Annotated in this window: 30 protein-coding genes and 6 pseudogenes; 17 read left to right on the top strand and 19 right to left on the bottom strand. The window is 54.9% G+C overall.

Annotated features, from left to right (window positions below; all coding sequences use genetic code 11):
- The first annotated feature begins 138 nt into the window (after positions 1-138).
- Positions 139-696, top strand: coding sequence for a hypothetical protein (locus tag ACQ86N_RS24480; RefSeq protein WP_431209334.1), 558 nt, complete (start codon positions 139-141; stop codon positions 694-696).
- 405 nt (positions 697-1101) lie between these two features.
- Here the strand turns inward: ACQ86N_RS24480 and ACQ86N_RS24475 are convergent, their stop codons facing one another.
- From ACQ86N_RS24475 to ACQ86N_RS24465, 3 genes are read right to left on the bottom strand one after another with little or no spacing between them, the layout of a single operon-like run.
- Positions 1102-1419, bottom strand: a complete 318-nt coding sequence (locus ACQ86N_RS24475; RefSeq protein WP_431209333.1) for a sigma-70 family RNA polymerase sigma factor — start codon at positions 1417-1419, stop codon at positions 1102-1104.
- A complete protein-coding gene (locus ACQ86N_RS24470; RefSeq protein WP_431217579.1) occupies positions 1391-1495 on the bottom strand; it encodes a hypothetical protein in 105 nt (34 codons plus the stop codon). Before ACQ86N_RS24470 ends, ACQ86N_RS24475 begins: the two co-directional genes overlap by 29 nt.
- Positions 1488-1682 carry a hypothetical protein gene (locus tag ACQ86N_RS24465; RefSeq protein ID WP_431209332.1) on the bottom strand — a complete coding sequence of 65 codons (195 nt, stop codon included), beginning with the start codon at positions 1680-1682 and terminating at the stop codon, positions 1488-1490. Before ACQ86N_RS24465 ends, ACQ86N_RS24470 begins: the two co-directional genes overlap by 8 nt.
- Before the next feature lie 95 nt (positions 1683-1777).
- Between ACQ86N_RS24465 and ACQ86N_RS24460 the strand changes: the two genes are divergently transcribed.
- On the top strand, positions 1778-2557 hold the full coding sequence (locus ACQ86N_RS24460) for an NlpC/P60 family protein (protein WP_431209331.1): 780 nt from the start codon (positions 1778-1780) through the stop codon (positions 2555-2557).
- A gap of 144 nt (positions 2558-2701) precedes the next feature.
- Here ACQ86N_RS24460 and ACQ86N_RS24455 read toward each other — a convergent pair whose 3' ends face one another.
- The 5 genes and pseudogenes from ACQ86N_RS24455 to ACQ86N_RS24435 all read right to left on the bottom strand — a co-directional run bounded on the left by ACQ86N_RS24455 (position 2702) and on the right by ACQ86N_RS24435 (position 5732).
- Positions 2702-3253, bottom strand: a complete 552-nt coding sequence (locus ACQ86N_RS24455; protein ID WP_431209330.1) for an inorganic diphosphatase — start codon at positions 3251-3253, stop codon at positions 2702-2704.
- A gap of 59 nt (positions 3254-3312) precedes the next feature.
- Positions 3313-4392: a chloride channel protein gene (locus ACQ86N_RS24450; RefSeq protein ID WP_431217578.1), complete on the bottom strand. Its 1080-nt coding sequence runs from the start codon at positions 4390-4392 to the stop codon at positions 3313-3315.
- A 37-nt stretch (positions 4393-4429) separates the two neighbouring features.
- Positions 4430-4639: a hypothetical protein gene (locus ACQ86N_RS24445; protein WP_431209329.1), complete on the bottom strand. Its 210-nt coding sequence runs from the start codon at positions 4637-4639 to the stop codon at positions 4430-4432.
- Positions 4640-4651: 12 nt separating this feature from the next.
- Positions 4652-5041 carry a hypothetical protein gene (locus ACQ86N_RS24440; protein WP_431209328.1) on the bottom strand — a complete coding sequence of 130 codons (390 nt, stop codon included), beginning with the start codon at positions 5039-5041 and terminating at the stop codon, positions 4652-4654.
- A gap of 53 nt (positions 5042-5094) precedes the next feature.
- Positions 5095-5732: pseudogene (locus ACQ86N_RS24435) on the bottom strand (PhoH family protein).
- A 67-nt stretch (positions 5733-5799) separates the two neighbouring features.
- On the opposite strand from ACQ86N_RS24435, the gene ACQ86N_RS24430 reads away from it, so the two are divergent.
- The 4 genes and pseudogenes from ACQ86N_RS24430 (at position 5800) to ACQ86N_RS24415 (ending at position 8345) form a co-directional block, all read left to right on the top strand.
- Complete coding sequence (locus ACQ86N_RS24430) at positions 5800-5955, top strand: hypothetical protein (RefSeq protein WP_431209327.1); 156 nt, start codon at positions 5800-5802, stop codon at positions 5953-5955.
- A 700-nt stretch (positions 5956-6655) separates the two neighbouring features.
- Positions 6656-6829, top strand: coding sequence for a hypothetical protein (locus ACQ86N_RS24425; protein ID WP_431209326.1), 174 nt, complete (start codon positions 6656-6658; stop codon positions 6827-6829).
- Positions 6830-6905: 76 nt separating this feature from the next.
- Positions 6906-7253: pseudogene (locus tag ACQ86N_RS24420) on the top strand (tetratricopeptide repeat protein); the annotation flags it as partial.
- Positions 7254-8345 carry a sensor histidine kinase gene (locus ACQ86N_RS24415; RefSeq protein WP_431209325.1) on the top strand — a complete coding sequence of 364 codons (1092 nt, stop codon included), beginning with the start codon at positions 7254-7256 and terminating at the stop codon, positions 8343-8345.
- Here the strand turns inward: ACQ86N_RS24415 and ACQ86N_RS24410 are convergent.
- The 3 genes and pseudogenes from ACQ86N_RS24410 to ACQ86N_RS24400 form a co-directional block, all read right to left on the bottom strand.
- Positions 8297-8578 carry a hypothetical protein gene (locus ACQ86N_RS24410; RefSeq protein WP_431209324.1) on the bottom strand — a complete coding sequence of 94 codons (282 nt, stop codon included), beginning with the start codon at positions 8576-8578 and terminating at the stop codon, positions 8297-8299. The genes ACQ86N_RS24415 and ACQ86N_RS24410 overlap by 49 nt on opposite strands.
- Before the next feature lie 215 nt (positions 8579-8793).
- Positions 8794-9696, bottom strand: a complete 903-nt coding sequence (locus ACQ86N_RS24405; RefSeq protein ID WP_431209323.1) for an MFS transporter — start codon at positions 9694-9696, stop codon at positions 8794-8796.
- A gap of 82 nt (positions 9697-9778) precedes the next feature.
- Positions 9779-9961: pseudogene (locus ACQ86N_RS24400) on the bottom strand (MFS transporter); the annotation flags it as partial.
- Between the two features lie 122 nt (positions 9962-10083).
- Here ACQ86N_RS24400 and ACQ86N_RS24395 point away from each other — a divergent pair.
- The 3 genes from ACQ86N_RS24395 to ACQ86N_RS24385 are packed head-to-tail and all read left to right on the top strand — an operon-like array spanning position 10084 to position 11355.
- Positions 10084-10362 carry an FAD-dependent oxidoreductase gene (locus ACQ86N_RS24395; RefSeq protein WP_431209322.1) on the top strand — a complete coding sequence of 93 codons (279 nt, stop codon included), beginning with the start codon at positions 10084-10086 and terminating at the stop codon, positions 10360-10362.
- Positions 10332-11192, top strand: coding sequence for an FAD-dependent oxidoreductase (locus ACQ86N_RS24390; protein ID WP_431209321.1), 861 nt, complete (start codon positions 10332-10334; stop codon positions 11190-11192). The genes ACQ86N_RS24395 and ACQ86N_RS24390 overlap by 31 nt, the downstream gene beginning before the upstream one ends.
- Complete coding sequence (locus tag ACQ86N_RS24385) at positions 11074-11355, top strand: FAD-dependent oxidoreductase (protein ID WP_431217577.1); 282 nt, start codon at positions 11074-11076, stop codon at positions 11353-11355. The genes ACQ86N_RS24390 and ACQ86N_RS24385 overlap by 119 nt, the downstream gene beginning before the upstream one ends.
- Before the next feature lie 201 nt (positions 11356-11556).
- Here the strand turns inward: ACQ86N_RS24385 and ACQ86N_RS24380 are convergent, their stop codons facing one another.
- The 6 genes and pseudogenes from ACQ86N_RS24380 to ACQ86N_RS24355 all read right to left on the bottom strand — a co-directional run bounded on the left by ACQ86N_RS24380 (position 11557) and on the right by ACQ86N_RS24355 (position 16142).
- Positions 11557-11760 carry a hypothetical protein gene (locus ACQ86N_RS24380; RefSeq protein ID WP_431209320.1) on the bottom strand — a complete coding sequence of 68 codons (204 nt, stop codon included), beginning with the start codon at positions 11758-11760 and terminating at the stop codon, positions 11557-11559.
- Between the two features lie 109 nt (positions 11761-11869).
- Positions 11870-12007 (bottom strand): annotated as a pseudogene (locus ACQ86N_RS24375) (aldehyde dehydrogenase); the annotation flags it as partial.
- A 93-nt stretch (positions 12008-12100) separates the two neighbouring features.
- Complete coding sequence (locus ACQ86N_RS24370; protein WP_431209319.1) at positions 12101-12943, bottom strand: chaperone modulator CbpM; 843 nt, start codon at positions 12941-12943, stop codon at positions 12101-12103.
- A gap of 17 nt (positions 12944-12960) precedes the next feature.
- Positions 12961-13896 (bottom strand): DnaJ C-terminal domain-containing protein, encoded by a 936-nt coding sequence (locus ACQ86N_RS24365; RefSeq protein WP_431209318.1) that lies wholly within the window; start codon positions 13894-13896, stop codon positions 12961-12963.
- Between the two features lie 55 nt (positions 13897-13951).
- Entirely contained in the window at positions 13952-15847 is a 1896-nt protein-coding gene (locus ACQ86N_RS24360; protein ID WP_431209317.1) for a sensor histidine kinase, read from the bottom strand.
- A gap of 109 nt (positions 15848-15956) precedes the next feature.
- A complete protein-coding gene (locus ACQ86N_RS24355) occupies positions 15957-16142 on the bottom strand; it encodes a hypothetical protein (RefSeq protein WP_431209316.1) in 186 nt (61 codons plus the stop codon).
- 149 nt (positions 16143-16291) lie between these two features.
- Here ACQ86N_RS24355 and ACQ86N_RS24350 point away from each other — a divergent pair, with 149 nt between their 5' ends.
- The 8 genes and pseudogenes from ACQ86N_RS24350 to ACQ86N_RS24315 all read left to right on the top strand — a co-directional run bounded on the left by ACQ86N_RS24350 (position 16292) and on the right by ACQ86N_RS24315 (position 20682).
- Positions 16292-16621, top strand: coding sequence for a hypothetical protein (locus tag ACQ86N_RS24350; protein WP_431209315.1), 330 nt, complete (start codon positions 16292-16294; stop codon positions 16619-16621).
- Positions 16621-17277 carry an NAD(P)-dependent oxidoreductase gene (locus tag ACQ86N_RS24345; RefSeq protein ID WP_431209314.1) on the top strand — a complete coding sequence of 219 codons (657 nt, stop codon included), beginning with the start codon at positions 16621-16623 and terminating at the stop codon, positions 17275-17277. The genes ACQ86N_RS24350 and ACQ86N_RS24345 overlap by 1 nt, the downstream gene beginning before the upstream one ends.
- Positions 17278-17385: 108 nt before the next feature.
- A pseudogene (locus tag ACQ86N_RS24340) lies at positions 17386-17756 on the top strand (heme-binding domain-containing protein); the annotation flags it as partial.
- On the top strand, positions 17736-18266 hold the full coding sequence (locus tag ACQ86N_RS24335; protein ID WP_431217576.1) for a cytochrome P460 family protein: 531 nt from the start codon (positions 17736-17738) through the stop codon (positions 18264-18266). The pseudogene ACQ86N_RS24340 and the gene ACQ86N_RS24335, both read left to right, overlap by 21 nt.
- Positions 18175-18594 (top strand): cytochrome P460 family protein, encoded by a 420-nt coding sequence (locus ACQ86N_RS24330; RefSeq protein WP_431209313.1) that lies wholly within the window; start codon positions 18175-18177, stop codon positions 18592-18594. Before ACQ86N_RS24335 ends, ACQ86N_RS24330 begins: the two co-directional genes overlap by 92 nt.
- Entirely contained in the window at positions 18582-18716 is a 135-nt protein-coding gene (locus ACQ86N_RS24325) for a hypothetical protein (RefSeq protein WP_431209312.1), read from the top strand. Before ACQ86N_RS24330 ends, ACQ86N_RS24325 begins: the two co-directional genes overlap by 13 nt.
- A gap of 11 nt (positions 18717-18727) precedes the next feature.
- Entirely contained in the window at positions 18728-19648 is a 921-nt protein-coding gene (locus ACQ86N_RS24320) for a LysR family transcriptional regulator (RefSeq protein WP_431209311.1), read from the top strand.
- A gap of 175 nt (positions 19649-19823) precedes the next feature.
- A pseudogene (locus tag ACQ86N_RS24315) lies at positions 19824-20682 on the top strand (YeiH family protein).
- A 45-nt stretch (positions 20683-20727) separates the two neighbouring features.
- Here the strand turns inward: ACQ86N_RS24315 and ACQ86N_RS24310 are convergent.
- Both ACQ86N_RS24310 and ACQ86N_RS24305 read right to left on the bottom strand, forming a co-directional pair.
- Positions 20728-21729 (bottom strand): adenosylhomocysteinase, encoded by a 1002-nt coding sequence (locus ACQ86N_RS24310; RefSeq protein WP_431209310.1) that lies wholly within the window; start codon positions 21727-21729, stop codon positions 20728-20730.
- Complete coding sequence (locus tag ACQ86N_RS24305) at positions 21645-22052, bottom strand: adenosylhomocysteinase (protein ID WP_431209309.1); 408 nt, start codon at positions 22050-22052, stop codon at positions 21645-21647. The genes ACQ86N_RS24310 and ACQ86N_RS24305 overlap by 85 nt, the downstream gene beginning before the upstream one ends.
- Positions 22053-22164: the final 112 nt, after the last annotated feature.

Genomic DNA, 22164 nt, shown 5'->3' with positions numbered 1-22164 from the left:
ACAGGAGGAGGGTCTTTTTGCAGTCCATATAAGCGTCTAATAATTAATCGAATATAGACAAATTTAATAGGAAGCTCTGGAAAAAATGAATATATTGGGCCCGTTAGATAAATTAATATCCAAATCTAAACCTCCAGCATGAAAAGAGTTTTTACCCTCTCTCTGGCCGCTGTTATGGCCGTTAATCTAAGTTTTGCCGCTTCTGCTGTCGTACCTGCCACAGCGACCTCAAGGGAAGAAATAGTAGCACCTGCGCCCGATGCGGTGGCTCCGCTGCCTGTCGGACAGTCAAGGGTGCTGAAAGCTGCCGACGTCAATATCCCGCTGGGCAATACGGGTAAGACGGTCAACCTGCAGGAGCTCGCTACGATGAGAACGACGGACCTGGAACAGATGACCGGAAAGAAGATGGGCTGGATGCGCCGGATGGAATTCAAGCTTGCGCAGCGAAAGCTTCGCCATTCTATCAACGCCGACGGCACGCTTAACAATAAAAGGCTGGCGACGATGGCGGGCGGGGATATGAGCGGAGAGACCGGTTTTCATATCGGCGGCTTTGCTCTCGGTCTGTTGCTGGGTCTGATCGGGGTGCTGATCGCTTACCTGATCAATGACGATAAGCATTCGAACCGTGTAAAATGGTCCTGGATCGGTTGTGGCGTACTGCTCGTGATCATTCTGCTCTCCGCTGCTTAACATTATTGTTAAGATGATCTGCGCCGCTGCCAGTGCAGCGGCGTTTTTATTTCCCGAGGGTCCTATGGATGACGAACCAGGCGAGGATACAGAGCAGGATGATGAGTACGACTGCCAGCAGGCTCCAGGTTCTTCCTTAAGTCGGCGTTTCAGGCGGCGCTGTTTCTTTTTTGCCAGGCTTTTCTGCATGGCCGCGTTGAGGTCGTCGACGTAGGACTGCATGTCCTTTTTGTCGCGGATGCGCTGGAGGCCTTCCACGGCGTCGTTGAGGAATTCGTTGTCGGCCATGGAGCGTTCGATCTCGTGCAGCTGTTCACCGGAGAGTTTGCCGCTGAGGGTAGTCCATCAACTGCTGGTTGTCGATGTCCTTGTTGCTATCGGATAATATTTTCAACAGGTCTTTGTTCATGACTTAGCGTTTTCTCCACCGGCCCGTTTTTGAATGAGTAATTTCAGGTTTCTCTTGCCGTTCTGTATATGACTCTTGACCTGCATCAGGGTAAAGCCGGTGGTAGAAGCTATTTCCTGATAGGATCTTTTATCCAGGTAGAACAAAGTTACACAGAGTTTTTGCTCTTTTCCTAATTCTTCGAGGCTGTCTCCCATCCACTGGAGCAGCTGTTCCTTTTTCTGGTGGGTGCTGATTCCGGGTTCTTCGTCCCAGGCCGCCAGCATGGAATCAGAAAGTTCGGTGCTATGGCCGTGCTGGTCTCTGAGGCGCATCAGGCAAGTGGTTGCGGGCGATGGTATAGATCCAGGATTTGAAAAATTCGACCCGGTATTTTCCGAGTTCAGTGATGACCTTGACGAAGATCTGCTGGACGCAGTCCCCTGGCTTCTTCGCTCTTCATGTATTTCATGCACACACCGAGGAGGAGCAGGGTATATCGTTGGAGGAGGGCGCCCAGCCATTCGTTGTTGTGGTCGGAGTACCAGCGTTCGAGCAGTTCCTGGTCGGTGATATGTTGATAAGGTGATTTCTTCACTGGGGTTAAGATAACTATTTATTAATAGTGAGACTCAAAACGGTAAATATTCCATAAAATTTTGCCAGGGTCGCGGCATTCTTTAATTTTCCGACATGATCAGAGCAATATGTTGCGTCCCTGTAGGCCCTTTGCGGGCGGAGCCCTCTCACCGGACGGAAATGGTAAGTCAGCTGATCTTTGGCGAGTGTTGTGAGATACTGGAACAGACCAAAGAATGGCAGCGGATCCGGATTAAGTATGACGGTTATGAGGGATGGTGTACGACGTCCCATCTGGTGGAGATTGACGAAGAGGAATATGAATCGGAGGGGTGTGCGCTGACGCCGGACTGGGTGACTGCACTCGAGTACAATGGTCATCCGATGATGGTCCCGATGGGAAGCCATCTGACGGCGATGAAGAATGGACGGGCGCACTGGCGGAAGAATCAGGTTCACTACAAGGGGAAGCCTGTGGCGCCGGGTGATGCGCTTACGGATGCCAGGTCTATCCGGCAGCTGACCTATAAATTCCTGAACATTCCCTATCTCTGGGGAGGGAAGAGTGTTTTTGGATTTGACTGCAGCGGGTTCACGCAGACAGTCTATAAATTCCTGAATGTGCCATTACTGAGGGATGCGTACCAGCAGGCTTCGCAGGGTGAGGCCGTCGGTTTTCTGGAAGAGACTAAGACGGGAGACGTCGCGTTCTTCGACAATGCCGAGGGGAAGATAACGCATGTCGGTATCCTGCTGAACCCGCACGAAATTATTCACGCATCGGGGAAGGTGAGGGTTGACAAAATAGACAATGAGGGGATCGTGCAGTCCGAGACGTTTCAGCGCACTCATCATTTAAGAGTGATCAGGAGGATGCTGCCGGCAGGGCAATAGAAATTCACACCGCCGCTGAGGCCTACCAGCCCGCAAGATGCCGGCCAGTAGGCCTTACAGCAACAGTATAGCAATCGTTTGAAAGGAAAGTGGAGATTCTAGCAACGGATGGTACGGACCATCGATGTTGTGAGGAAGCCGCGTTTAGGCTTTTTTGCGGAAGGTCTCGTTGTAGAGCTGGACAGCGTCTTCAATGACTTTCAGGGCGGTGGTCTTGTCCCCGAATTCTTCCACGACTACGGTCTTGTTCTCGAGTTTTTTGTACTCTTCGAAGAAATGGCGGAGTTCTTCAAAGAAGTGTTTGGGCAATTCTTCGAGGTTGTTGTAGTGGTTGACGCCCGGATCATTTGCGGCTACGGCGATGATCTTGTCGTCTGCGTCGCCGCTGTCGACCATTTGCATGACGCCCATGACCTTGGCTTCCATCAGTGTCAGTGCCTGTACGGGGAGCGAGGTGATCACGCAGGATGTCCGAGTGGGTCCTTGTCGTCTCCGTAGGTCTGAGAGGATGAAACCATAGTTCACGGGGTAGTAGAAAGAGGAGTAAATGACCCTGTCGAGTTTGAGCAGGCCGCTTTCCTTGTCGATCTCATACTTACAGCGGGACCCCTGTGGGATCTCGATGATCGCATTGACGACTCTTGGGACATTGCTTCCCACCGGTACTCCGTGCCAGGGATGTGAAACTGTCATCATAATTATGAAATGGTATTAAGTAGCGCAAAGCTACTGCATCAGGGGGAGGAACGAAAATTTCATTTGACCTGCTCGGGAGGGGTGGGATCGTTGCCTGCGGGCGAGGTTTTTGGTGTGGGTTGAGACTCCGCGTTGACAGGAACGAATTTAGGTACTGCGGTGCGTTGTGCGGAGTAGATGCCTGAGCGTCCGCTGAAATAGTAGGCTGTGAAGCAGGCGACGGCATAGTAAATGGCTGGTGTGGGGCCGAACAGTTCTACGCCCATAAGGGTGCAGGCAATGGGGGTATTGGTTGCGCCCGCGAATACAGCGATGAAGCCGAGACCGGCCAGCAGGTCGATGGGTGCGCCGCTGAGGGTGGCGAGGGTATTGCCGAGAGCGGCTCCGATGAAGAAGAGGGGAGTGACCTCTCCGCCTTTAAAGCCTGTGCCCAGTGTCACTGCCGTGAAAAGGAGCTTCCACCACCAGCTGAGTCCGCCCGCTCCGCCCGCGTGAAAGCTGCTGACGATGGAGACGGAATTGGGGTATTGCCCGGTTACGCCGAGGCTGAGGTAGTCCTGGTTTCCGATGAGGTAAGTCAGTCCGATGATGAGCAGGCCGCCGGCGACGGGGATGAGCCATGCGTGACGGATCCATTTTTTGCTATAGGTTTTTATGGCGTGGGACAGGGTGGAGAAGAGGTTGCTGGCGAGGCCGAAGGCCAGACCGGCGAGGATCACTTCGCCGAGCAGGAGGAAGCTGAATTCGACGGGCTGGATGTGATAAGGTGTATGATGGATGCCCCAGGCGCTGCAGGTGAGGTCGGCGAGGACGCTTGCCATCAGGCAGGGCAGGAGGGCGTCGTACTGGATGCGTCCGATGGCGAGGACTTCGAGGGCGAAGATGGTTCCTGTCACCGGGGTGCCAAATACGGCGCCGAAGCCGGCAGCTACGCCTGTCATCAGGAGGAGGCGGGTATCTGCCGGGGATAGCCGCATCCGGCGGGAGAACCACTGTGCCGGGGAGCCGCCGATCTGGACGGCGGTGCCTTCGCGTCCGGCCGAGCCGCCAAAGAGGTGTGTGACTATGGTAGAGACGAGTACCAATGGGGCCATACGGGCGGGGACTCCGCCGCCGGGGGTATGGATCTCGTCCATGATGAGGTTGTTGCCTGCGTCGGAATTCTTGCCGAGGTATTTAAAGAGGAAGTAGATGCCGATGCCGGCGAGGGGTAGCAGGAAGAGGAGCGAGGGGGTGGTCCCAGCGGAAATGGATGGATTTGTCGAGCAGCCAGAGGAAGAGGGCTATGAGGGAGCCGACGGACAGGGATATCGGGATGACGAGGGCTGTCCAGCGAATTAGGTGGTTGAAGACAAAGATTTGTTCGGGCGTTCGGTTGAGTCGCATGCCTGCTATTGCTTACCGTTGAGTATTTCCTTGAGGTCGACCAGCCATTTGCCTTCGATGCGGACGATACGGATGGTGGTGGTGTCCTTTTTGTAGGAGTTGGCGTAGGTATAGGAGGTGGTGGAGTCGTTGACGGTTCTGATATCGACGGGGAGGATGTCGGCGTCGCGGTATTTTTTGTTCTTCGTGGTCGAGGCGTTCGTGGTCTTTCTTCCATTTATCGAAGAGCATGTTGTTGGTGGAGTCGGGGTAGAGGTAGAAGCTGGCTTTTTCGTAGTTGCCGTCGAGTGAGGCGCGGATGAATTCGCGGCCGGCGTCCTGGGCGTCTTCGGCTGGTTTGAAGGATTGTGAGCAGGATGACAGCAGGAGGAAGGAGATGGCCGGGATAGTGAATCTTTTCATGCTCCAAAAGTGGCATAAAAAAACCGGCCCTGATGGGCCAGTTTTTTGGGAAGTTATTTTCTTGGAAAGTTGTTGTTTTCCAGTCGTTCGTCCTGTTCCTGTTTGTCCTTGTCGTAGGCTCTGATGATGGCTTTGACGAGGCGGTGGCGGACGACGTCTTCTTCGTCGAGTTCGATATGGGCGATGCCATCGATGTTCTTGAGGATGTAGAGGGCTTTGGCCAGGCCGCTTTTCTGGTTCTTGGGAAGGTCGACCTGGGTGAGGTCGCCGGTGATGATGGCCTTGGCGTTGGCGCCGATACGGGTGAGGAACATTTTCAGTTGCAGGTCGGTCGCGTTCTGCGCCTCGTCGAGGATGATGAAGGCGTTGTCGAGCGTACGGCCGCGCATGTAGGCCAGCGGAGCGATCTCGATGGTCCTGGTGCTCATATAATAGCCCAGTTTGTCGGCGGGTATCATATCGTCCAGTGCGTCGTAGAGCGGCCGCAGGTAGGGGTCGATCTTTTCCTTGAGGTCACCGGAAGGAAGCCGAGGCTTTCGCCGGCTTCTACCGCGGGTCTGGTAAGGATGATCTTTTTGACCATTTTGTTTTTGAGCGCCCGTACTGCGAGCGCTACCGCGGTGTATGTTTTACCTGTACCGGCCGGTCCGATGGCGAACACGATGTCGTTCTTTTCGGCCGCTCCAACCATTTTTTCTGGTTGATCGTCCGGGCCCGTACGGTTTGCCGTTGGGGCCAAAAACGAGTATGTCGTTGGGGTGCCGGTCGACAAAATGGTCCACGGTCTCGGCGTCGTCGCCGCCGAGTATCTGCTCGAAGTAATTCTCGCTTACGTGTCCATTTCGTTCAAGGTATTGCACCAGAAGATCGATTTTTTCTTTTGCTGTCTCCACCTGTTCGGGCGAACCGCTTAGCTTGATCTGGGTACCTCTTGATAATATTTTTAACAGGGGAAACTTTTTCTTTAAAATGTCCAGCTTTCCGTTATTTACGCCGAAAAATTCAATGGGGTTAACGGTTTCCAGGTTGATGATAGTTTCTGTCAAATTCAAGTCTTTTAGAGTTGCACAAAAAAGTTTACACTTCGCAATTGACGCCGTACAGCCGGGTTACTGTGCGGTGAAAAGGGATTCTTGGTGTTGTTAACCAAATATAACCCAGACCCACCTGATTTCCAGACAATTCTTATTAACAGCGTGTGAATATTGATCCCTTCGATTTTTTTCCTATGTTTGCTCTACTACCTTGATAACAATCATCTTTACGATTTTGTTCGTAAATCCGCCGCTGCTGAAGGCTGAACCACAAAGCTGATCTAAACAGTGAGTTGAGAATGAAATTTTTCTGTATTGTAGCCTGGTTAATGCTGCTCTGCCTCGCATTACCCCGAAGAATGCTTGCTCAGGCCGGTGCAATATCCCGGCTCCGCACCCAGCTAAGGTCTTCCGGGGATGACTCCAATTTTATATCGGATACGGCCTATGCCGATACGCTCAACAGTCTGGCTCATGCCTACTATGGCATTAACGCAGACAGCGCCTTTTTTATGCGCGGAATGCCATCAATTTTGCGGGAAAAACGGGCTATGGCCGGGGTGAGTCGGAGGGGTTCCGGATGCTGGGGAACACCTATGAGATGCGGGGTGATTATGCCCGGATGCTGGATAGTTATTACCGGTCGCTGAAGGTTGCCGACAGTATCGGCGATAACCGTCTCATTGCCAAGGCCAACTACAATATAGCCCTTTTTTACAAGCAGGAGGGGACTATGAAGAGGCGCAGCAGATAATGGAGAAAGTGCGGGAGAACTTTAAAAAGGCGGGGACAGCGCGCAGTCTTATCTTGTACTTGCCGATCTTTCCGACCTGGCCTATCGCCGCCGGCAGTATGTTCCGGCGCTGCGGCTGGGGGAGGAGGCGCTGGAAGCCGCCACCCGGATAAAGGACGAGCAGGCCATCGCCACCTATAACAACGCGATCGGAAAAATACTGGCTGCGCAGGGGAATTATTCCGCGGCGCTTTCGCACTATCAGCGGTCCCTTGCCTTTTACCTGGAATCGGACGAAAAACTGGGTCTGACCTCCACCACCAATCTGCTCGCGCAGGTCTACCTGGCCCAAAAAGACTATCCCGAGGCGCTGCGGTATGCCGGACAGTCGCTGGACCTTTCCCGGCAGCTGCACCGCAAGCAGGAGATCCATGAGGCCGCGAAGGTGCTGGCGGACATCTATGAGGCCAAGGGCGACGATCGCCGTGCGTTGACCTATTATAAGCTCTACAAGGACTATTCCGACAGTCTGATCAATGACCAGTCCCGGAAGCAGGTGGTGGCGATGGCAGCCCGGTATGACTTCGAGAAAAAGGAATCCAATCTGAGGGAGGATGCCGCGAAAAAAGAGGCGCTGTATCAGCGTACGCTGAGAAAGGATTCCCAGCAGATATCCATTACCGTTGGGGTCATCGTATTCCTTAGCCTGCTGGCCTTTATCCTCATGCGAAGCCGGATGGTCAATCGTCGGAACAATCAGCTGCTGCGGGAGAAGAACGAGAAGATCGAGGAGCAGAAGGAGGCGCTGGAACACCAGGCGGTGCAGCTGCTGCTGAACAATCAGCAAAAGGACAAGTTGTTCTCGATCGTCGCCCACGATCTGCGGGGGCCATTGAATTCGCTGAAGGGGCTGCTGGATTTCCTCAAGGAGAAGCAGTTGTCGGAGCAGGAGATCAGCGGCATGCTGGCCGAGCTGAGGCGGAATGTGGATTCTTCGTCGGAACTGGTGGGCAATCTGCTCTTCTGGGCCAGTAGTCAGCTGGATGGTATTGTGGTCAAGCCGGTGGTAATGCCGCTGCAGCCGCTGGTGCATGATACGCTGGCGCTGTTTGCGCATCAGGCGGCTCAGAAGAAAGTGGAGCTCAGGGAAGTTATGGATTCAGCGCCCGACGCCTTTGCGGACAAGGATATGGTGCAGGTGGTGATCCGCAATCTGGTGAGTAATGCTATCAAGTTTTGCCGTCCGGGAGATTGTGTTACGATCTATTCCAGTCATGTGAGAGATGAGATCGAGATCCGCGTTGCCGACAATGGTATCGGGATGAAGGAAGAAGCGCTTGAGCGGATCCGCCGCAGGGAAAGTTTTACCAGTTATGGTACTGCAAAAGAAAAGGGCACGGGTCTGGGGATGTTGCTTTGCCGGGAATTTACGGCCGCGAATAACGGCCGGTTTCGGGTTGAAAGCGAGTGGGGAAAAGGAACGTGCTGTTATTTCACCATTCCTGTGGCGCCCAGTTCTTCTTCGATCAGCGTGTGAAACGTTGCTTCGTTCTCCCATATCCATGCGGGCAGCTGTTGTTTCACGATCTTCCAAACGCCGTCTTCGCGCTGCATTCTGAGTACGATCCGGTTGCCGCGGTCGTCGCTGACGTCAACGGTGAACAGGCCTTCCTGGAGCCCGTTGGATTTACGGAAATTGAATTCCCTCAGACGGCCGTCGGCTTTCACCAGCTTGGTGAATTGAATATTCCGGATAAATTGTATTTGCATAAGGATGCCTTTGAAATTAAGTGATCAATTCTTGTGCTACAGGTTGGGTCAGGCTTCCTAAAGAATAGTGAATTTTTTTACGCAGGGAATAGACAGGTGACTACAAAAATAATAAAAAAGGCCGCGAAGGGAAGACAAAATAATAATTTTTTTGTCCCCATTTTGGATAAAAAAGATCCCCAAAATGCCCTTTAAAGGCAAACCGGCCGGGGGCCTCATGACATCATGACATCATCGACGCTTTCCTGCTCGACTACAGCCTGTTGTGTCTGATAGCGGATGATCTTTCTGCCCAGAAGGAGGAGGGATAGGGCGGTTACCGCACAGGCGGCCATGACCGCGGACATCGGCAAGGCGGTCTGGTTGCTCAGCCACCCTACTGACGCGGAAGTAAGCGCGCCGATACACATCTGGATGCCGCCCATTAGGGCCGAGGCTGTACCTGCGTTGGCGGAGAAGGGGGCGAGGGAGAGGGCCGAGGAATTGGGAAATACGCAACCCTGGCAGCAGAGGAATAAAAATATCAGGAAGATCGTGCTGAACAGTCCCAGTCCTCCGAGCAGATTGCCGGCGAGCAGGGCGAGTCCGGTGGCCACCTGCAGGAAGAGCGCTATACGTATGATCTGTTCGCTTTTGTACGTTCGCAGGAGCACGCTGTTCAGCTGGCTGCTGCCGATGAGTCCCATGGCGATGATGGCGAAGATCCAGCCATACTGTCGTTCGGTGACGTGAAACAATTCCATGAATACATAGGGTGATCCGGCGATATATGCATAGAGCCCTGAGGAGGCGATGGCGCCTGTCAGGGCGTAGGTATAGAACTGGGGTTCGCGCGCGACGGCCCAGAAGCCGGAGATGATGGGTCCGGGTTTAAGGGAAAGGTCTTTCACCGGCTGACGGCCTTCGGGCAGTGCGAAGTGTACTGCAATAAGGATGATGGCGGCGATCGCGGTGAGCACCGCGAAAATATATCTCCATCCGAGTGTCGAAGCGATCGTTCCGCCAAGTGTCGGGGCGATAATGGGGGATACGCCGACGACGAGCATGAGCAGGGAAAAGATCTTTGCGTTCTCGCTGACGTCGAACAGGTCGCGGACGAGTGCTCTTGATGCTACCATACCGGCGCAGCCGCCGACGGCTCTGGAGGAAGCGCAGCGCGATCAGCATTTGCACGTTGCCGGCGAATATGCAGCAGGCGGATGCGATCAGGTAGAGCGAGAGGCCAGCATAGAGCGGATTCTTTCTCCCGAAACGATCGAGCAGCGGTCCGTAGATGAACTGTCCTGCCGAGATCCCGATGAAGAAACTGGAAAGGGAAAGGGTCACGTTTGCGATGGTCGTCGACATTGACCGGGCGATGTCCGGGAAGCCGGGCAGGTACATGTCAATCGAAAATGGACCGATAGCGGAGAGTAGTCCAAGTATCAGTATAACGAAAAAGGAGTTGCGTTTCGGTTGGGGCATATACTCTGCAAAAATAAGTCATCATGAGCTAATTTTGGTGCATGGCATCATCGATCATCATCATCGGAGCTGGGGTCAGCGGGTTGCTGGCCGCCAGAAGACTTAGCGAGGCCGGATTTACCGTGACGGTACTCGAAGCGGCTGCCCGGCCGGGAGGGAGGGTTATGACATTTTCGGATGGTTTCTCCTCCGCTGTGGAAGGGGAGCAGAATTTATCCACGGCGAGCTGCCCGTCAGCCTGCGGCTGGCGAAAGAGGCGGGTATCACGCTGCGGCCTGTCAACGGGCATATGGTTCGTCTTCCGAAGGGTAAGAATTTGAACGATAGTGGCGATAATACGTTTTTGGGAGGTGACTGGGGTGAACTAATGGAGAAGATGGAGGAGTTGGAGCAGGATATGCCCGTGGACCAATTCATGGGCCAATATTTTGTGGGGGAGCGGTATCAGGCGCTGAGGGAGTCAGTGTTCCGTTTTGCCGAGGGCTATGATCTGGCGGATATCGGCAGGGTGAGTACGAAGGCGCTGTATAACGAGTGGGCGAGGGAAGGAGAGGATGAGGAGTATCGGCTTGTTGGAGGGTATCAGGGGCTGGTGGATTTTTTGGTTCTCGAATGTGAGAAGATGGGCTGCCGGTTTTATTTTTCGTCGCGGGTGGAGAGTGTTTTGTGGCGTTCCGGTCGGGCGGAGGCTGTTACGGCTGGCGGTGAGCGTTATGTCGCCGGGGGGATGGTAGTGACGGCGTCTCTTGGAGTTCTGCAGGCGGGTTCGCTGCGTTTTTCGCCGGATATCGCCGGGCACCGGGAGGCGGCTCTTCAGTTGGGTTACGGGTCGGTCGTGAAGATACTGGTTGAGTTGAAGAGGCCCCTGCGGGAGACTTCGGACCAGACGCTATTTGTCATCAGCGAGGAGGAAGTACCTACGTGGTGGACGCAGCCGGAGGATGGGGGGCGGTTGCTGACGGGATGGCTGGCGGGAGGGGAAGATGAAGGCGTTTTTACAACTTGGAGAAGAACAGCGGGTCGAAGCCTGTCTGCGATCGCTGGCGGGAATATTTTCGACAGACACCGACGAATTGAGGAAGGAGGTGGTCGCTTTGCGGATCATCGACTGGGCGGAGCATCCATTTGTCCGGGGCGGATACAGTTATGACACGGTGGGGGCGGCGGATGCCCGGACGCGGCTGTCGGCGTCGGTGGAGGGAACGATCTGGTTTGCGGGGGAGGCGTTGTATGAGGGAATCGCGCCGGGGACGATCGAGGCCGCGCTCACGAGCGGGCAGGAGGTGGCGGAGAAAATAATTGCTCTCAGGTAATTGTGGCAGGGGGTGAAATAATAATAGCGCGGTCATAGTCGCGCCCTAAACTGGACACGGTCCAGTTTGTACACGAAGTGTACCATCAAAAGGAAATGCGGTAAAAAATTATTTTTAGTTCAATTTTTTACCGCAATTAACCTGGTGTCCAGAGGGTAATTTTTGTGTCCAGAGGAAGTTTTGTGGCCAGAGGAAGCGTTGTTAAGCGTATGTTCTCAGCGCTTTTACTTCGTCGTGAGAAGTGTGGAGCGCTTCCTGTTGCTGGAGCAGAAGGTCGCGGATAAATGAGGGCAGGTCGTGGCTGAGGGCGGATTTGTAGGCTTTTTGGGCCGAATCCTCGATCGATTCGCAACTCGCCAGCAGCGAATGCCGGCCGTTGCCGCCAAACGCTCTTTTTACGTCCATCCATGCCCGATAGATCCTTCCTGTCGCAGTGGGTACCCTGTTCGGTGTTGGCGCCGAGCGCCTGAACCTCGGTCGCGAGTGCTATCCGGATCCTGTGGCTCTCTGCTATCATGGTAGCAAACAGCACCTTGAGATCGTCGTCTTCCGGCTTTGTTTCCCTGATGGCCTTTTCGTAGCCGGCGATACGGTCGTTATTGATCTGGATGAGGTCGTTCAGCACCTCGATGGTATCGGTTGTAGTTTGCATATTCAATCTTTTATATCATCTTATGGTAAAATCATGCCAGGTTCGGCGGCGGCGTGCGGGTAAAATATTCCTCAGTGAGTATTTCTCGTCGTCTTAGAAGATCTTCTGGAGTTCGACGGCTCTGCGCTGGGCCACGAGGCGGTTGATGAGTAGTGAATCCTGGATCGGTATGTCCAGTTCGGAAGCGATCTTTACGAGCAGGGCTTCTTCTTTGGCGTCCATGACTGGGTCGTCGATGCAGAGTTCGACGCAGTAGGAATACAGGGCGAGTTCGTTGACAGGCTTGATCAGCCCGAGTAGCCAGTGGATATAGACCTGTTCGTCCGTTATTTCTGGTTTATAGCTGCGGTAGGACAGGAGTTCGTCCTTTATGTGGACTTTGTCGCGCAGTCCCGGGGCTACCAATTTGCCGGAGAGGTCGTTCATTTCCTGCTCGCTGAATTGGTTGTCTTCGAGGCAGCAGTGAAAGAAGAGGTGGCAGAGGGCCTGGTCCTGGCTGGTGACAATCGTGTTGTACATGGAAGTTTTTCCAGGGAAGGGGCAAGTCCTGTGCCAGAGTGGGTTTTCCTCCGTCCGGCGGTTGGCACGTGGGGTGGTGCGGCCAGCGGATGGGCTAGAAGATATCCTCGGGCTCGGGCGAGTTGTTGTCCTCGTAGCGGAGCAGCCGGTTGCGGAGGGTTCTGTTCTCTTCCAGGATCTGGTGCATCCTGTCGAGGACGTGGGATAGGGCTTCGATCCCCGGGGATTGATATCCATATCGTAGAACCAGCGGGCAAATTTTTCCAGGTTGGGGAGCTCGCCCGCCGGGAGGTAGGCTGAGCCGTCGCGGATGGTCATGGCGATAAGTCCTGATTCGTGGAGGTGCTGAACGAAGGACAGCTCGACGTGGTGGTAGGTGCAGAAATCGCCCGCGGGGATGAGATCTTCCGGCTGCATATGATAGTTTTATTAGGTTATTGTTTGGCCTGATTCAATTTCTGAAGTTCCTTAAACAGTTCTTTTTCCTTGTCGGAAAGGTTTTTGGGCAGCTGTATTCCGAAGGTGACGTATAGGTCGCCGAAGCTGCCTTCTTTCTTGTACACGGGGAATCCCTTGCCTTTGAGACGGGTTGTGGTCCCGGGATTAGTCTCTGGTTTTACCTTGAGCTTGACTTTTCCGGTGAGTGTGTCGACAGTCGTTTCACCGCCGAGGATCGCCGTGTAGAGGTCGAGCTGTACTTTGGCGTGGAGGTCATTGCCGTCCCGATTCCAGCGTGGGTCTTCGGCGACCGTGAACGTGATATAGAGATCGCCCGCGGGGCCGTTGTTCGATCCCGGAGCACCGTATCCCTTGAGTTTGATCACCTGGCCGTTCTCTACTCCTGCCGGGATCGTGATGCGGATATTTTTGCCGTCCACCGTGAGTACGCGCTGGTGTGTGGTCGCTGCGTCTGCGAGGCTGATCTGGAGTTCGGCCTGGTAGTCCTGGCCGCGGAAGCTGGTGCGTCGACCGCTGCGCGCCCCGGCGTTGCCGAACAGGGATTCGAAGAAGTCGGAGAATTCGCCGCTGTCTTCGCTGCCGTAGCCGCCCCCGCCGAAGCCCTGGAAGTCGCCGTCCTGGTAGTTACCGCCCCTGCGCTGTCCGCTGCGGCCTGCTTCCTGCTGGGCTTTTTCGAAGGCTTCGGCGTGCTGCCAGTCCTTGCCGTACTGGTCGTACTTTTTTCGTTTGTCCGGGTCGGAGAGGACCTCGTTGGCCTCGTTGATCTGCTGAAACCTTTTGTGCGCGTCCTTGTCGTCGGGATTAAGGTCTGGATGGTGTTTCCGGGCCAGTTTCCTGTAGGCCGACTTGATCTCGTCCTGGGTGGCTGTTTTATTTACCCCCAGTATTTTATAGTAGTCGATAAAATCCATTTGGTGGCCTTTTTTTACAAAGTTAAGTGTGGAGGGCCGGTATGGCATAGTTTTTTTATCTGCTGGGGAAACGGATCGTATGAAAAGCTCCGGCATCTATCTTATCATTATCGCCCTTCTGGTGCTGGGCGGCGTTGCCCTTTCCAGATGCGGCGGTTCGGGTCATAAGGTCAAAACGGCTTCGGATACCACGTCTATTCCGATCGGTCCGGCGCCGGATAATAACAGCGCCAATAATCCTTCGTTGGCGGACACGGCCTATGAGAAGGACAGGACGCGGCCTATCACCGACACCATGCCGAAGAACAAGACTATTCCGGATACGGTCAAAAAGAGGCGATCTACAGATCGGCATTGATCGTAAAATAGAAGCGGCTTCCTTTCCCGGGTCGGATTCGGCCCATATATTCCCTTCGTGCAGTTCGACGATCTTTTTGCAGTGGGCCAGGCCGATGCCGGAGCCTTCGTACTGGTCCCCGGTGTGCAGGCGCTGGAAGATGATGAAGATCCTGTCGAGGAAGCGGCGTTCGATGCCGATGCCATTGTCGCTGACGACGAATTTCCAGTAGCCGTTGTCCCGGCCCGCAGTGATCGTGATCTCGGGTGTGCGGTCGGGGTGCCGGAATTTGATGGCGTTGGCGATGAGGTTTTGGAAGAGCAGTTTTAGTTCGGTAGGGTAGGCATAGAGGGAGGGCAGGTCGCCCGTATGGATGCGGGCGCCGCTGTCGCGGATGCTTTTGCCCAGGTCGGCGAGGACCTCTTCCATGAGCATGTTGCAGTCGATGGGTTTTGCCTGTTTTTCGCGGCCGATGCGGGAGTAGTCGAGCAGGTCTTTTATGAGGACCTTCATCCGGTCGGAGGCCTGTGAAAGGTAGGCGAGGTATTTTTCTCCGTTGCCATTTGTCAGCGCCGGCCGATATTCTTTTTGCAACAGGTCGACGAATCCGGAGATGGTTCGCAGCGGTTCCTGCAAGTCGTGGGAGGCGACGTAGGCGAATTGTTCGAGCTCTTTATTCTTACTCTCTATTTCTGCGGTGCGCTGCCGTACCTTTTTCTCGAGGAAATTGTTGACTTCTTTGTTCTCCTGTTCGAGGCGGTTGAGGTCGTCGGCCATAGAGTTGAAATTATTGGCCAGGGTGCCGATCTCGTCGCGCCCGAAGGATTTGGCCTTCCGGCTGAAGTCGCCTTTGGCCACGGCGTTCGCGGAGAGCAGTATCTCCCGCAGTCCTTTCTGGATGCTCCGGCTAACGGTGATGGCCAGCAGAAGGCCGGTGCATTCGACGGAGAAGGCGACGATGAGGAGTAGTTTCAGGACGACGCTTTCGAGCCAGCGGGAGCCTTCTCCGAGGGCGTAGGAGAATTCGTCTTCCAGCGGGGTGAGCTGGTCGTTCAGCGGGTCGATGGCTGCCAGCAGCCGGTTGACCTCCTCCTGTGAATAGGGTTTGGCGTTGATGGCCGAGTGGAGCCTATCGCCGATGGCCATGAAGCCGGTGATGACCTCGTCTGCCTGCGTCCATGCAACTATAGCGCGGTGAATGTATTTATTGCTGTGGAATCGCATGAAGAGGTTGATCATTCTGTCAACGTCTTCGGGATGGTTGCGGCCTTCGATGAAGCCCTGGCGGGCGGTGTCGAGATTGGGGTTGGGTTTGCTCAGCTCCATCCGCGTCTTGTGGTCGCCCTGGTTGACCAGCATAAAGCCGGTAAATTTGGTATAGTCGGCTTCGTCGTGGGTGCGGGCGTATTTGAGCAGCTGGTAGAGGGCGTCCTTCTGGGCTTTGGACCATAGTCCTTCACCGCCGACGTAGGCGCGGACGGAGGATAGGGTATTGATCGAGAAGAACAGGACAGCCAGTTCAACGGCAATGAGCAGGGCCATTATCCCGACCGTGAAGTATAATTTTTTGGCAATGGAAATATCTCTGAACCATCGGAAAATGGATCTCGTCATATGGAAGGTTTTGGGCGAGGCAGGTCGGGTCGGTGGAAAGGTAAGAAAAGGATATCAAAAATAAAAGGCCGGCTTTGGGGCCGGCCTTTGGGGATTATATTGAATGGGGTTATTTATTGATCGCTGCTTTGGGTTTGCGCATAGTCACCACAAAGATGGCGAGTACGATAGAGAGATACGAAGCGATGATCAGGAGGCTTGAAAGGTCATAAGAAGAAGCCCTGAACAAATGATAGCTGGTCATACCGTTGACTACTATCGAGGTCAGCATCAGAAGGATTATCAACAATTTCATAACTGTAAATTTTAAGGTTAATGTTTTTGTTTCTGGTGTTTGTATAGTAGACCGTGAAAGGTTGTGTGGGTTTATTAAAGAAATCATAAAGCTACTTTTTGATTTATTAGCGGCCAGGTAAGGGGCCTTTAGCATACCTTTAACAGACCATGAAACAAAAGATCCTGATCACCCGGCCATTGTTCCCCGATGTAGTCGACAGACTGCGGGAGTATTTTGACGTTACCGTTAATGAGGGGCCCCGCTATAATTCAGAGCAGCTGCGGGAGGCGTTGCGCGACAAGGCGGGGGCGATCGTGGCCGGCGGGGAGAAGATCAATGACGGTGTGGTGGCGGGGTTGCCGGGACTGAAAGCGATCTGTGTTTCCGCGGCGGGGTATAATAATGTGGACGTAGCTTCCCTAACGCGTGCGGGTATCATCGGAACCAATTCGCCGGGACCTGCCGATGAGACGGTTGCAGACTTTACCTGGGGTTGATGATCGCGACGGCCCGCAGGCTGGTCGAGGCGGCTCACTGGGTGGAGCAGGGGCAGTGGAAGGGAACGGCGAACAGACTGTTCTTTGGCGCCAATGTCTGCGACAAGACGATCGGGATTATCGGGATGGGGCGGATCGGCCAGGCCATTGCGCGCCGGGCCGTCGGGTTCAGGATGACCGTCCTGTATCACAACAGGCGGAGGCTCGACGCCGCGCTGGAGCAGGAGTGCCGGGCGAGTTACCGGACGAAGGAGGAGCTTTTGAGGGAGGCGGATTTTATCGTGCTGGCGATGCCGATGAGTCCGGACAACTATCATCTTATCGGTGCGGATGAGCTGGGGCTGATGAAGCCTTCTGCGATGCTTTTCAATATTGCGCGCGGCGGGCTTATCGACGAGGAGGCGCTGGCTGCGGCGCTGCGGGAGCGGCGGATTGCGGCGGCAGGACTGGACGTGTTCGAGGGGGAGCCGGCGATTCATCCCGGACTGATGGGACTGCCGAACGTGGTCCTTACCCCGCACATCGCCGGGGGTACGGCGGAGGCACAGCACGGGCTCGCGGCTCTGGCGGCGGATAATCTGATCGCTGCGCTGGGGTTGGGTCCGCAGGCGGGACACCCGCCGTCAGTCATTAATCCTGAGGTGTTGCGGCGATGAGTTCACCGGCTGCTTTGCCGGGCTCAACGACTATTTTGTCCGTTCCGGCGTTTACTTCCTGGCCCTGAGGGGATCATCCGGTATTTTGCGGTATCTAAAAGCTCATATATGATTTCAGCCCGGTCTTTATGGAAGAAATTTCGTCCCGTTGTCGTCGTGCTTCTGATCCTTTTTTTGTGTATCCAGTTCGTTCGTCCGCGGTTGGACAATCCGCCGGTTACCGGGGATTTTAAAGCTCCCGCGGAGGTAAAGGCCGTTATTCAGCGGGCCTGCTATGCCTGTCATTCCAATGAGACGCATCTGGCGTGGTTCGACCTGCCGGCGCCTGCGTACTGGCTGGTAGCCGACCACGTGAAAAAGGGAGGATGGTATTGAATTTTTCCAACTGGGATAGTCTTTCGAAGGGACAGCAGCTGGGCAAGCTGTATGAGTCGCTGAACCAGATAGAGTACAACGTAATGCCGTTGTCCCAGTATACAGCATTTCATCATGGAGGGAAGGTGTCGCCGGAGGAGGTTGCCCTGTTCAGGCAGTATCTGCTGAGCCTTACTCCCAGGGCTGTACCCGACACCGTAAAGCAGCGGGCTTCCGTGGAGCAGTATGAGAAGTGGATAGTGGATGCGATAGGTAAGCGCGGAGATATTTTAGATGAATATAATGGGGTTGGTTATGCGGATCTTGCCGGGTTTAGGGACTGGACGGCGGTGAGCACGACGGAGCGTTTTGACAATGGGACGATGCGGCTGATCCTCGGAAATTCCGTCGTCGAACGGGCTATCCGGGAGGGGCATACGAATCCCTGGCCGAAGGGCGCCGTTTTTGCCAAGGTGGCCTGGGACCACGCTGCCGGATTCTGCCGGGGAGATACGTACCGGCGCATTCAAACAGGTGGAGTTCATGATCCGGGATGGTCAGAAATATTCGACTACCGGTGGCTGGGGCTGGGCCCGCTGGGTCGGAGGGCTGGGAATGAAGCCTTATGGTCATGACGCTTCTTTTACGATGGAGTGTATCAACTGTCATAAGCCGATGGCGTCTAACGACCAGACGTTTACTATTCCGAACGCCGATACGCTGGTGGTCGCCGCGGCCGATAGCCTGCGGCCGATGATGGGGAAGGTGATCACGACGGTGGCTCATCCAGGGGAAGGCAGCATGTCCACTTTGTACGGGAATGATGTGGCCGTAAAGGATGCAAGGGCCGGTAAGCCCTATTCTGCCGGGGCGGTGGTGACGCTGGTGACATGGGAGCAGCGGGATGATCCGCACTGGTTCGGGGGAGGATACCTGCGGCGGTGCGAAGCGTGGAGGTCATAAAATATGGTGGGGCGTCGGATGTATATTCGGCGTATGACGGAGCAGGGGCGGAAATAAAAAATAATTCAGGACTCGAACGGGAAAGGTATATTGTGGGTCTGAAGGCGGCGGTGCTGCCCTGAATATATCGCCCATGAATTTTGACTTTCGTCTGCAGGTGTTCCATACGGTAGCTCAGCGGCTAAACTTTACGAGGGCCGCAGAGGAGCTGTTTATCACGCAGCCGGCGGTGACGCGGCATATCCAGGAGCTGGAGCAGCATTTCAAAGTGAAGCTTTTTGAGCGGAACGGCACGCGTATCCGGCTGACGCCGGCAGGACAGCGGCTGCTGCAGCACACGGAGGAGCTTTTTGCCGTCTACCGCAACCTCGAATTCGATATGAGCAGCCTGACGGAGGGGCATAAGGGCAGGCTGTTTCTGGGCGGCAGCATGACGACGGCGCCCTATATCATCCCGCCCATACTGGCGGATTTCCATAGCCGTTATACCGACGTACAGGTCAGTCTCACTACGGGGAATACCCAGCAAATAGAGCAGGCGCTCGAGGAGCAGCAGATCGATCTGGGGATCGTGGAGGGGCATTCCCGCAATCCGGCTATAAAATACACCGAGTTCATGAAGGACGAGATCGTGCTGGTGAGCAATCCAGCGCACCCGCTAGCCCGGAAGTCTGTAATCCGGCCGGATGAATTGACGCGTATACCGTTGCTGCTGCGGGAACCGGGGTCGGGGACGCTGGAGGTGCTGGCGCACGCGCTGAAGGGGGTGGGGATCAGGCTGTCGCAGCTGCAGAAGGAGATGCAGCTGAACAGTACGGAGGTGATCAAGTCGTATCTGCTGCACGCGCCGGTAATGGCGTTCCTTTCGGTGCATGCGGTTGCCAAGGAACTGCAGAATAATGAGTGTGTCATACTGGATGTGAAGGGGTTGGATATCGGGCGGAGCTTTTATTTTGCGCGCCTGCAGGGGGATACGCAGGCGTTGCCGGAGTTGTTTATGAAATTTGCCCTGGGAAGGTCCGCCTCGCAGCGGCATCGGAAGAAGACTCTCTGATAACATATGGTTATAGGCCATTACCAATGGCCATTTCTCCGGGAGCGGAGGGTGATCGAACTTTGTGTCATAGAAAAAATTGATGAACTATGGACACAACGAAAGTTTTTGATCGGCACGGGGGCACGCGGCAGTTGCTATTTGCGGTTGCTGTTTTGGTTTGTCTGACCCTCTGGTGACGCCGCCGGTGGCGTTGGTACTGGGGTTGGTGGTGGCTCTTTTTATCGGGCATCCTTTTTTGCACCTGAATCACAAGGCGACGCATATTTTGCTGCAGGTATCTGTAGTGGGGCTTGGGTTTGGGATGAATGCGGCGACGGCGCTGAAGGCGGGACGGGAGGGGGTTCTGTTTACGGTGGTTTCTATTTTGGGAACGCTGGCGGTGGGTTTGCTGATGGGACGTTTTTTTCGCATCGACAAGAAGACTTCGCTGCTGATCTCGGGTGGGACGGCTATTTGCGGGGAGTGCCATTGCGGCACTGTCGCCGGTGATCAGGGCAGAGGAGAGGCAGGTATCGGTGGCGCTGGGGGTGGTTTTTATCCTGAATTCGGTCGCGCTGTTCCTTTTCCCGGTGGTGGGGCATTTGCTGGGGTTGTCGCAGATGCAGTTTGGGCTGTGGAGTGCGATAGCCATACACGATACGTCTTCGGTTGTCGGGGCTGCGGGCAGGTATGGCCCGGAGGCGTTGCAGATCGCTACGACGGTGAAGCTGGCAAGGGCGCTGTGGATCATTCCGGTCTCGCTGGTGGCGGCGCTGGTTTTTGGGGGGAAAGGGGGTAAGGTTAAGATACCGTGGTTTATCGGGTTATTTGTGGTGGCTATTCTGGTGAATACGTGGATGCCGGTGCCGGTGGTGAGTCACGCGATCGTGGGGGCGGCGCATGCGGGGTTGACGCTGACGTTGTTCCTGATCGGGTCGGGGTTGTCGAGGCAGGTGCTCAAAAATACGGGGGTGATGCCGCTGATGCAGGGGGTGTTGTTGTGGGTGTTGATCTCGGGGGCGGCGTTGTGGGCGGTGATCAGCCTCGGCTAAATAAAGAACCCCGGCCATGGCCGGGGTTCTTCGTTATATGTACTACTAGTAGCGGTAGTGTTCGGGTTTGAACGGACCGGCCTTGGGTATGCCGAGGTATTCGGCTTGTTCCTGGGTCAGTTCGTCGAGCTCGACACCGATCTTGGCGAGGTGGAGGCGGGCTACCTTCTCGTCGAGGTGTTTGGGCAGGACGTATACTTTGTTCTCGTATTTGCTGGAGTTGGTCCACAGTTCGATCTGAGCGAGGGTCTGGTTGGAGAACGAGTTGCTCATTACAAAAGAGGGGTGACCGGTTGCGCAGCCGAGGTTGACCGTGCGGCCTTCGGCGAGGATGATCACTTCCTTGCCGTCGATGTTGTAGACGTCGACCTGGGGCTTGATGGTATCCTTGGTGTGGCCGTAGTTCTTGTTCAGCCATGCCATGTCGATCTCGATGTCGAGCTGGCCGATGTTACAAACGATGGCCTTGTCCTTCATGGCGCGGAAGTGTTTTTCCGTGATGAGGTCGCGGCAGCCGGAAGCGGTGACGATGATGTCGGCTTCTTTTACGGCGTCGACCATTTTCTTTACTTCGTATCCGTCCATTGCGGCCTGGAGAGCGCAGATGGGGTCGATCTCGGTGACGATGACGCGGGCGCCGGAGCCTTTGAGGGAGGCGGCGGAGCCTTTGCCTACGTCGCCGTAGCTGCCTACGACGGCGACCTTACCGGCCATCATGACGTCGGTGGCGCGGCGGATGGCGTCTACGAGAGATTCCTTACAGCCGTATTTGTTGTCGAATTTGGATTTAGTAACGGAGTCGTTGACGTTGATCGCGGGCATGGGCAGGGTGCCTTTTTCCATTCTCTCGTACAGGCGGTGAACACCGGTGGTGGTCTCTTCGCTGAGGCCGCGGATATGCTGTACCAGCTCGGGATACTTGTCAAAGACCATATTGGTCAGGTCGCCGCCGTCGTCGAGGATCATATTGAGGGGGCGGTCGGTGCTGCCGAAGAACAGGGTCTGTTCGATACACCAGTCGGCTCTTCGAGGGTCTGTCCTTTCCATGCAAATACGCCGATGCCGGCTGCGGCGATTGCGGCAGCGGCCTGGTCCTGGGTGGAGAAGATGTTACAGCTGCTCCAGCGGACTTCGGCGCCCAGGGCAACGAGGGTTTCGATCAGCACGGCCGTCTGGATGGTCATGTGCAGGCAGCCGGCGATGCGGGCGCCTTTCAGGGGCTGCTGTTTGCCATATTCTTCACGGATTGCCATGAGGCCGGGCATTTCGGCTTCTGCGAGACGGATCTCTTTCCGGCCCCACTCAGCCAGGCTCATGTCTTTCACTTTATAAGGGAGCTTCAGGTCGATGCTCTGAGTTTTTGTTGCCATTTGGGAATTCTTTTATTGGTTTTTGCAAAGGTAATTCTGTAGAACAAAATTATAGGTTCTTCCGGTAAATTTGGAATAAAAGTATAGTTTAACGTACTTTTATGGAACAAAA

The sequence above is a fragment of the Puia sp. P3 genome (assembly GCF_050632245.1).
Lineage (GTDB): Bacteria > Bacteroidota > Bacteroidia > Chitinophagales > Chitinophagaceae > Puia.
The sequence above is the reverse complement of the archived record's forward strand: the minus strand, read 5'-3'. Positions and strand labels throughout refer to the sequence as shown.

Coding starts and splice junctions, on each gene's coding strand:
- ACQ86N_RS24480 (WP_431209334.1), top strand. CDS start 139: ATGAAAAGAGTTTTTACCCTCTCTCTGGCCGCTGTTATGGCCGTTAAT.
- ACQ86N_RS24475 (WP_431209333.1), bottom strand. CDS start 1,419: ATGCGCCTCAGAGACCAGCACGGCCATAGCACCGAACTTTCTGATTCC.
- ACQ86N_RS24460 (WP_431209331.1), top strand. CDS start 1,778: ATGATCAGAGCAATATGTTGCGTCCCTGTAGGCCCTTTGCGGGCGGAG.
- ACQ86N_RS24455 (WP_431209330.1), bottom strand. CDS start 3,253: ATGATGACAGTTTCACATCCCTGGCACGGAGTACCGGTGGGAAGCAAT.
- ACQ86N_RS24445 (WP_431209329.1), bottom strand. CDS start 4,639: ATGCGACTCAACCGAACGCCCGAACAAATCTTTGTCTTCAACCACCTA.
- ACQ86N_RS24440 (WP_431209328.1), bottom strand. CDS start 5,041: ATGAAAAGATTCACTATCCCGGCCATCTCCTTCCTCCTGCTGTCATCC.
- ACQ86N_RS24425 (WP_431209326.1), top strand. CDS start 6,656: ATGCTGGGGAACACCTATGAGATGCGGGGTGATTATGCCCGGATGCTG.
- ACQ86N_RS24410 (WP_431209324.1), bottom strand. CDS start 8,578: ATGCAAATACAATTTATCCGGAATATTCAATTCACCAAGCTGGTGAAA.
- ACQ86N_RS24405 (WP_431209323.1), bottom strand. CDS start 9,696: ATGGTAGCATCAAGAGCACTCGTCCGCGACCTGTTCGACGTCAGCGAG.
- ACQ86N_RS24395 (WP_431209322.1), top strand. CDS start 10,084: ATGGCATCATCGATCATCATCATCGGAGCTGGGGTCAGCGGGTTGCTG.
- ACQ86N_RS24390 (WP_431209321.1), top strand. CDS start 10,332: ATGGTTCGTCTTCCGAAGGGTAAGAATTTGAACGATAGTGGCGATAAT.
- ACQ86N_RS24380 (WP_431209320.1), bottom strand. CDS start 11,760: ATGGACGTAAAAAGAGCGTTTGGCGGCAACGGCCGGCATTCGCTGCTG.
- ACQ86N_RS24370 (WP_431209319.1), bottom strand. CDS start 12,943: ATGCAGCCGGAAGATCTCATCCCCGCGGGCGATTTCTGCACCTACCAC.
- ACQ86N_RS24365 (WP_431209318.1), bottom strand. CDS start 13,896: ATGGATTTTATCGACTACTATAAAATACTGGGGGTAAATAAAACAGCC.
- ACQ86N_RS24360 (WP_431209317.1), bottom strand. CDS start 15,847: ATGACGAGATCCATTTTCCGATGGTTCAGAGATATTTCCATTGCCAAA.
- ACQ86N_RS24355 (WP_431209316.1), bottom strand. CDS start 16,142: ATGAAATTGTTGATAATCCTTCTGATGCTGACCTCGATAGTAGTCAAC.
- ACQ86N_RS24350 (WP_431209315.1), top strand. CDS start 16,292: ATGAAACAAAAGATCCTGATCACCCGGCCATTGTTCCCCGATGTAGTC.
- ACQ86N_RS24345 (WP_431209314.1), top strand. CDS start 16,621: ATGATCGCGACGGCCCGCAGGCTGGTCGAGGCGGCTCACTGGGTGGAG.
- ACQ86N_RS24335 (WP_431217576.1), top strand. CDS start 17,736: ATGCCGTTGTCCCAGTATACAGCATTTCATCATGGAGGGAAGGTGTCG.
- ACQ86N_RS24330 (WP_431209313.1), top strand. CDS start 18,175: ATGATCCGGGATGGTCAGAAATATTCGACTACCGGTGGCTGGGGCTGG.
- ACQ86N_RS24320 (WP_431209311.1), top strand. CDS start 18,728: ATGAATTTTGACTTTCGTCTGCAGGTGTTCCATACGGTAGCTCAGCGG.
- ACQ86N_RS24310 (WP_431209310.1), bottom strand. CDS start 21,729: ATGGAAAGGACAGACCCTCGAAGAGCCGACTGGTGTATCGAACAGACC.
- ACQ86N_RS24305 (WP_431209309.1), bottom strand. CDS start 22,052: ATGGCAACAAAAACTCAGAGCATCGACCTGAAGCTCCCTTATAAAGTG.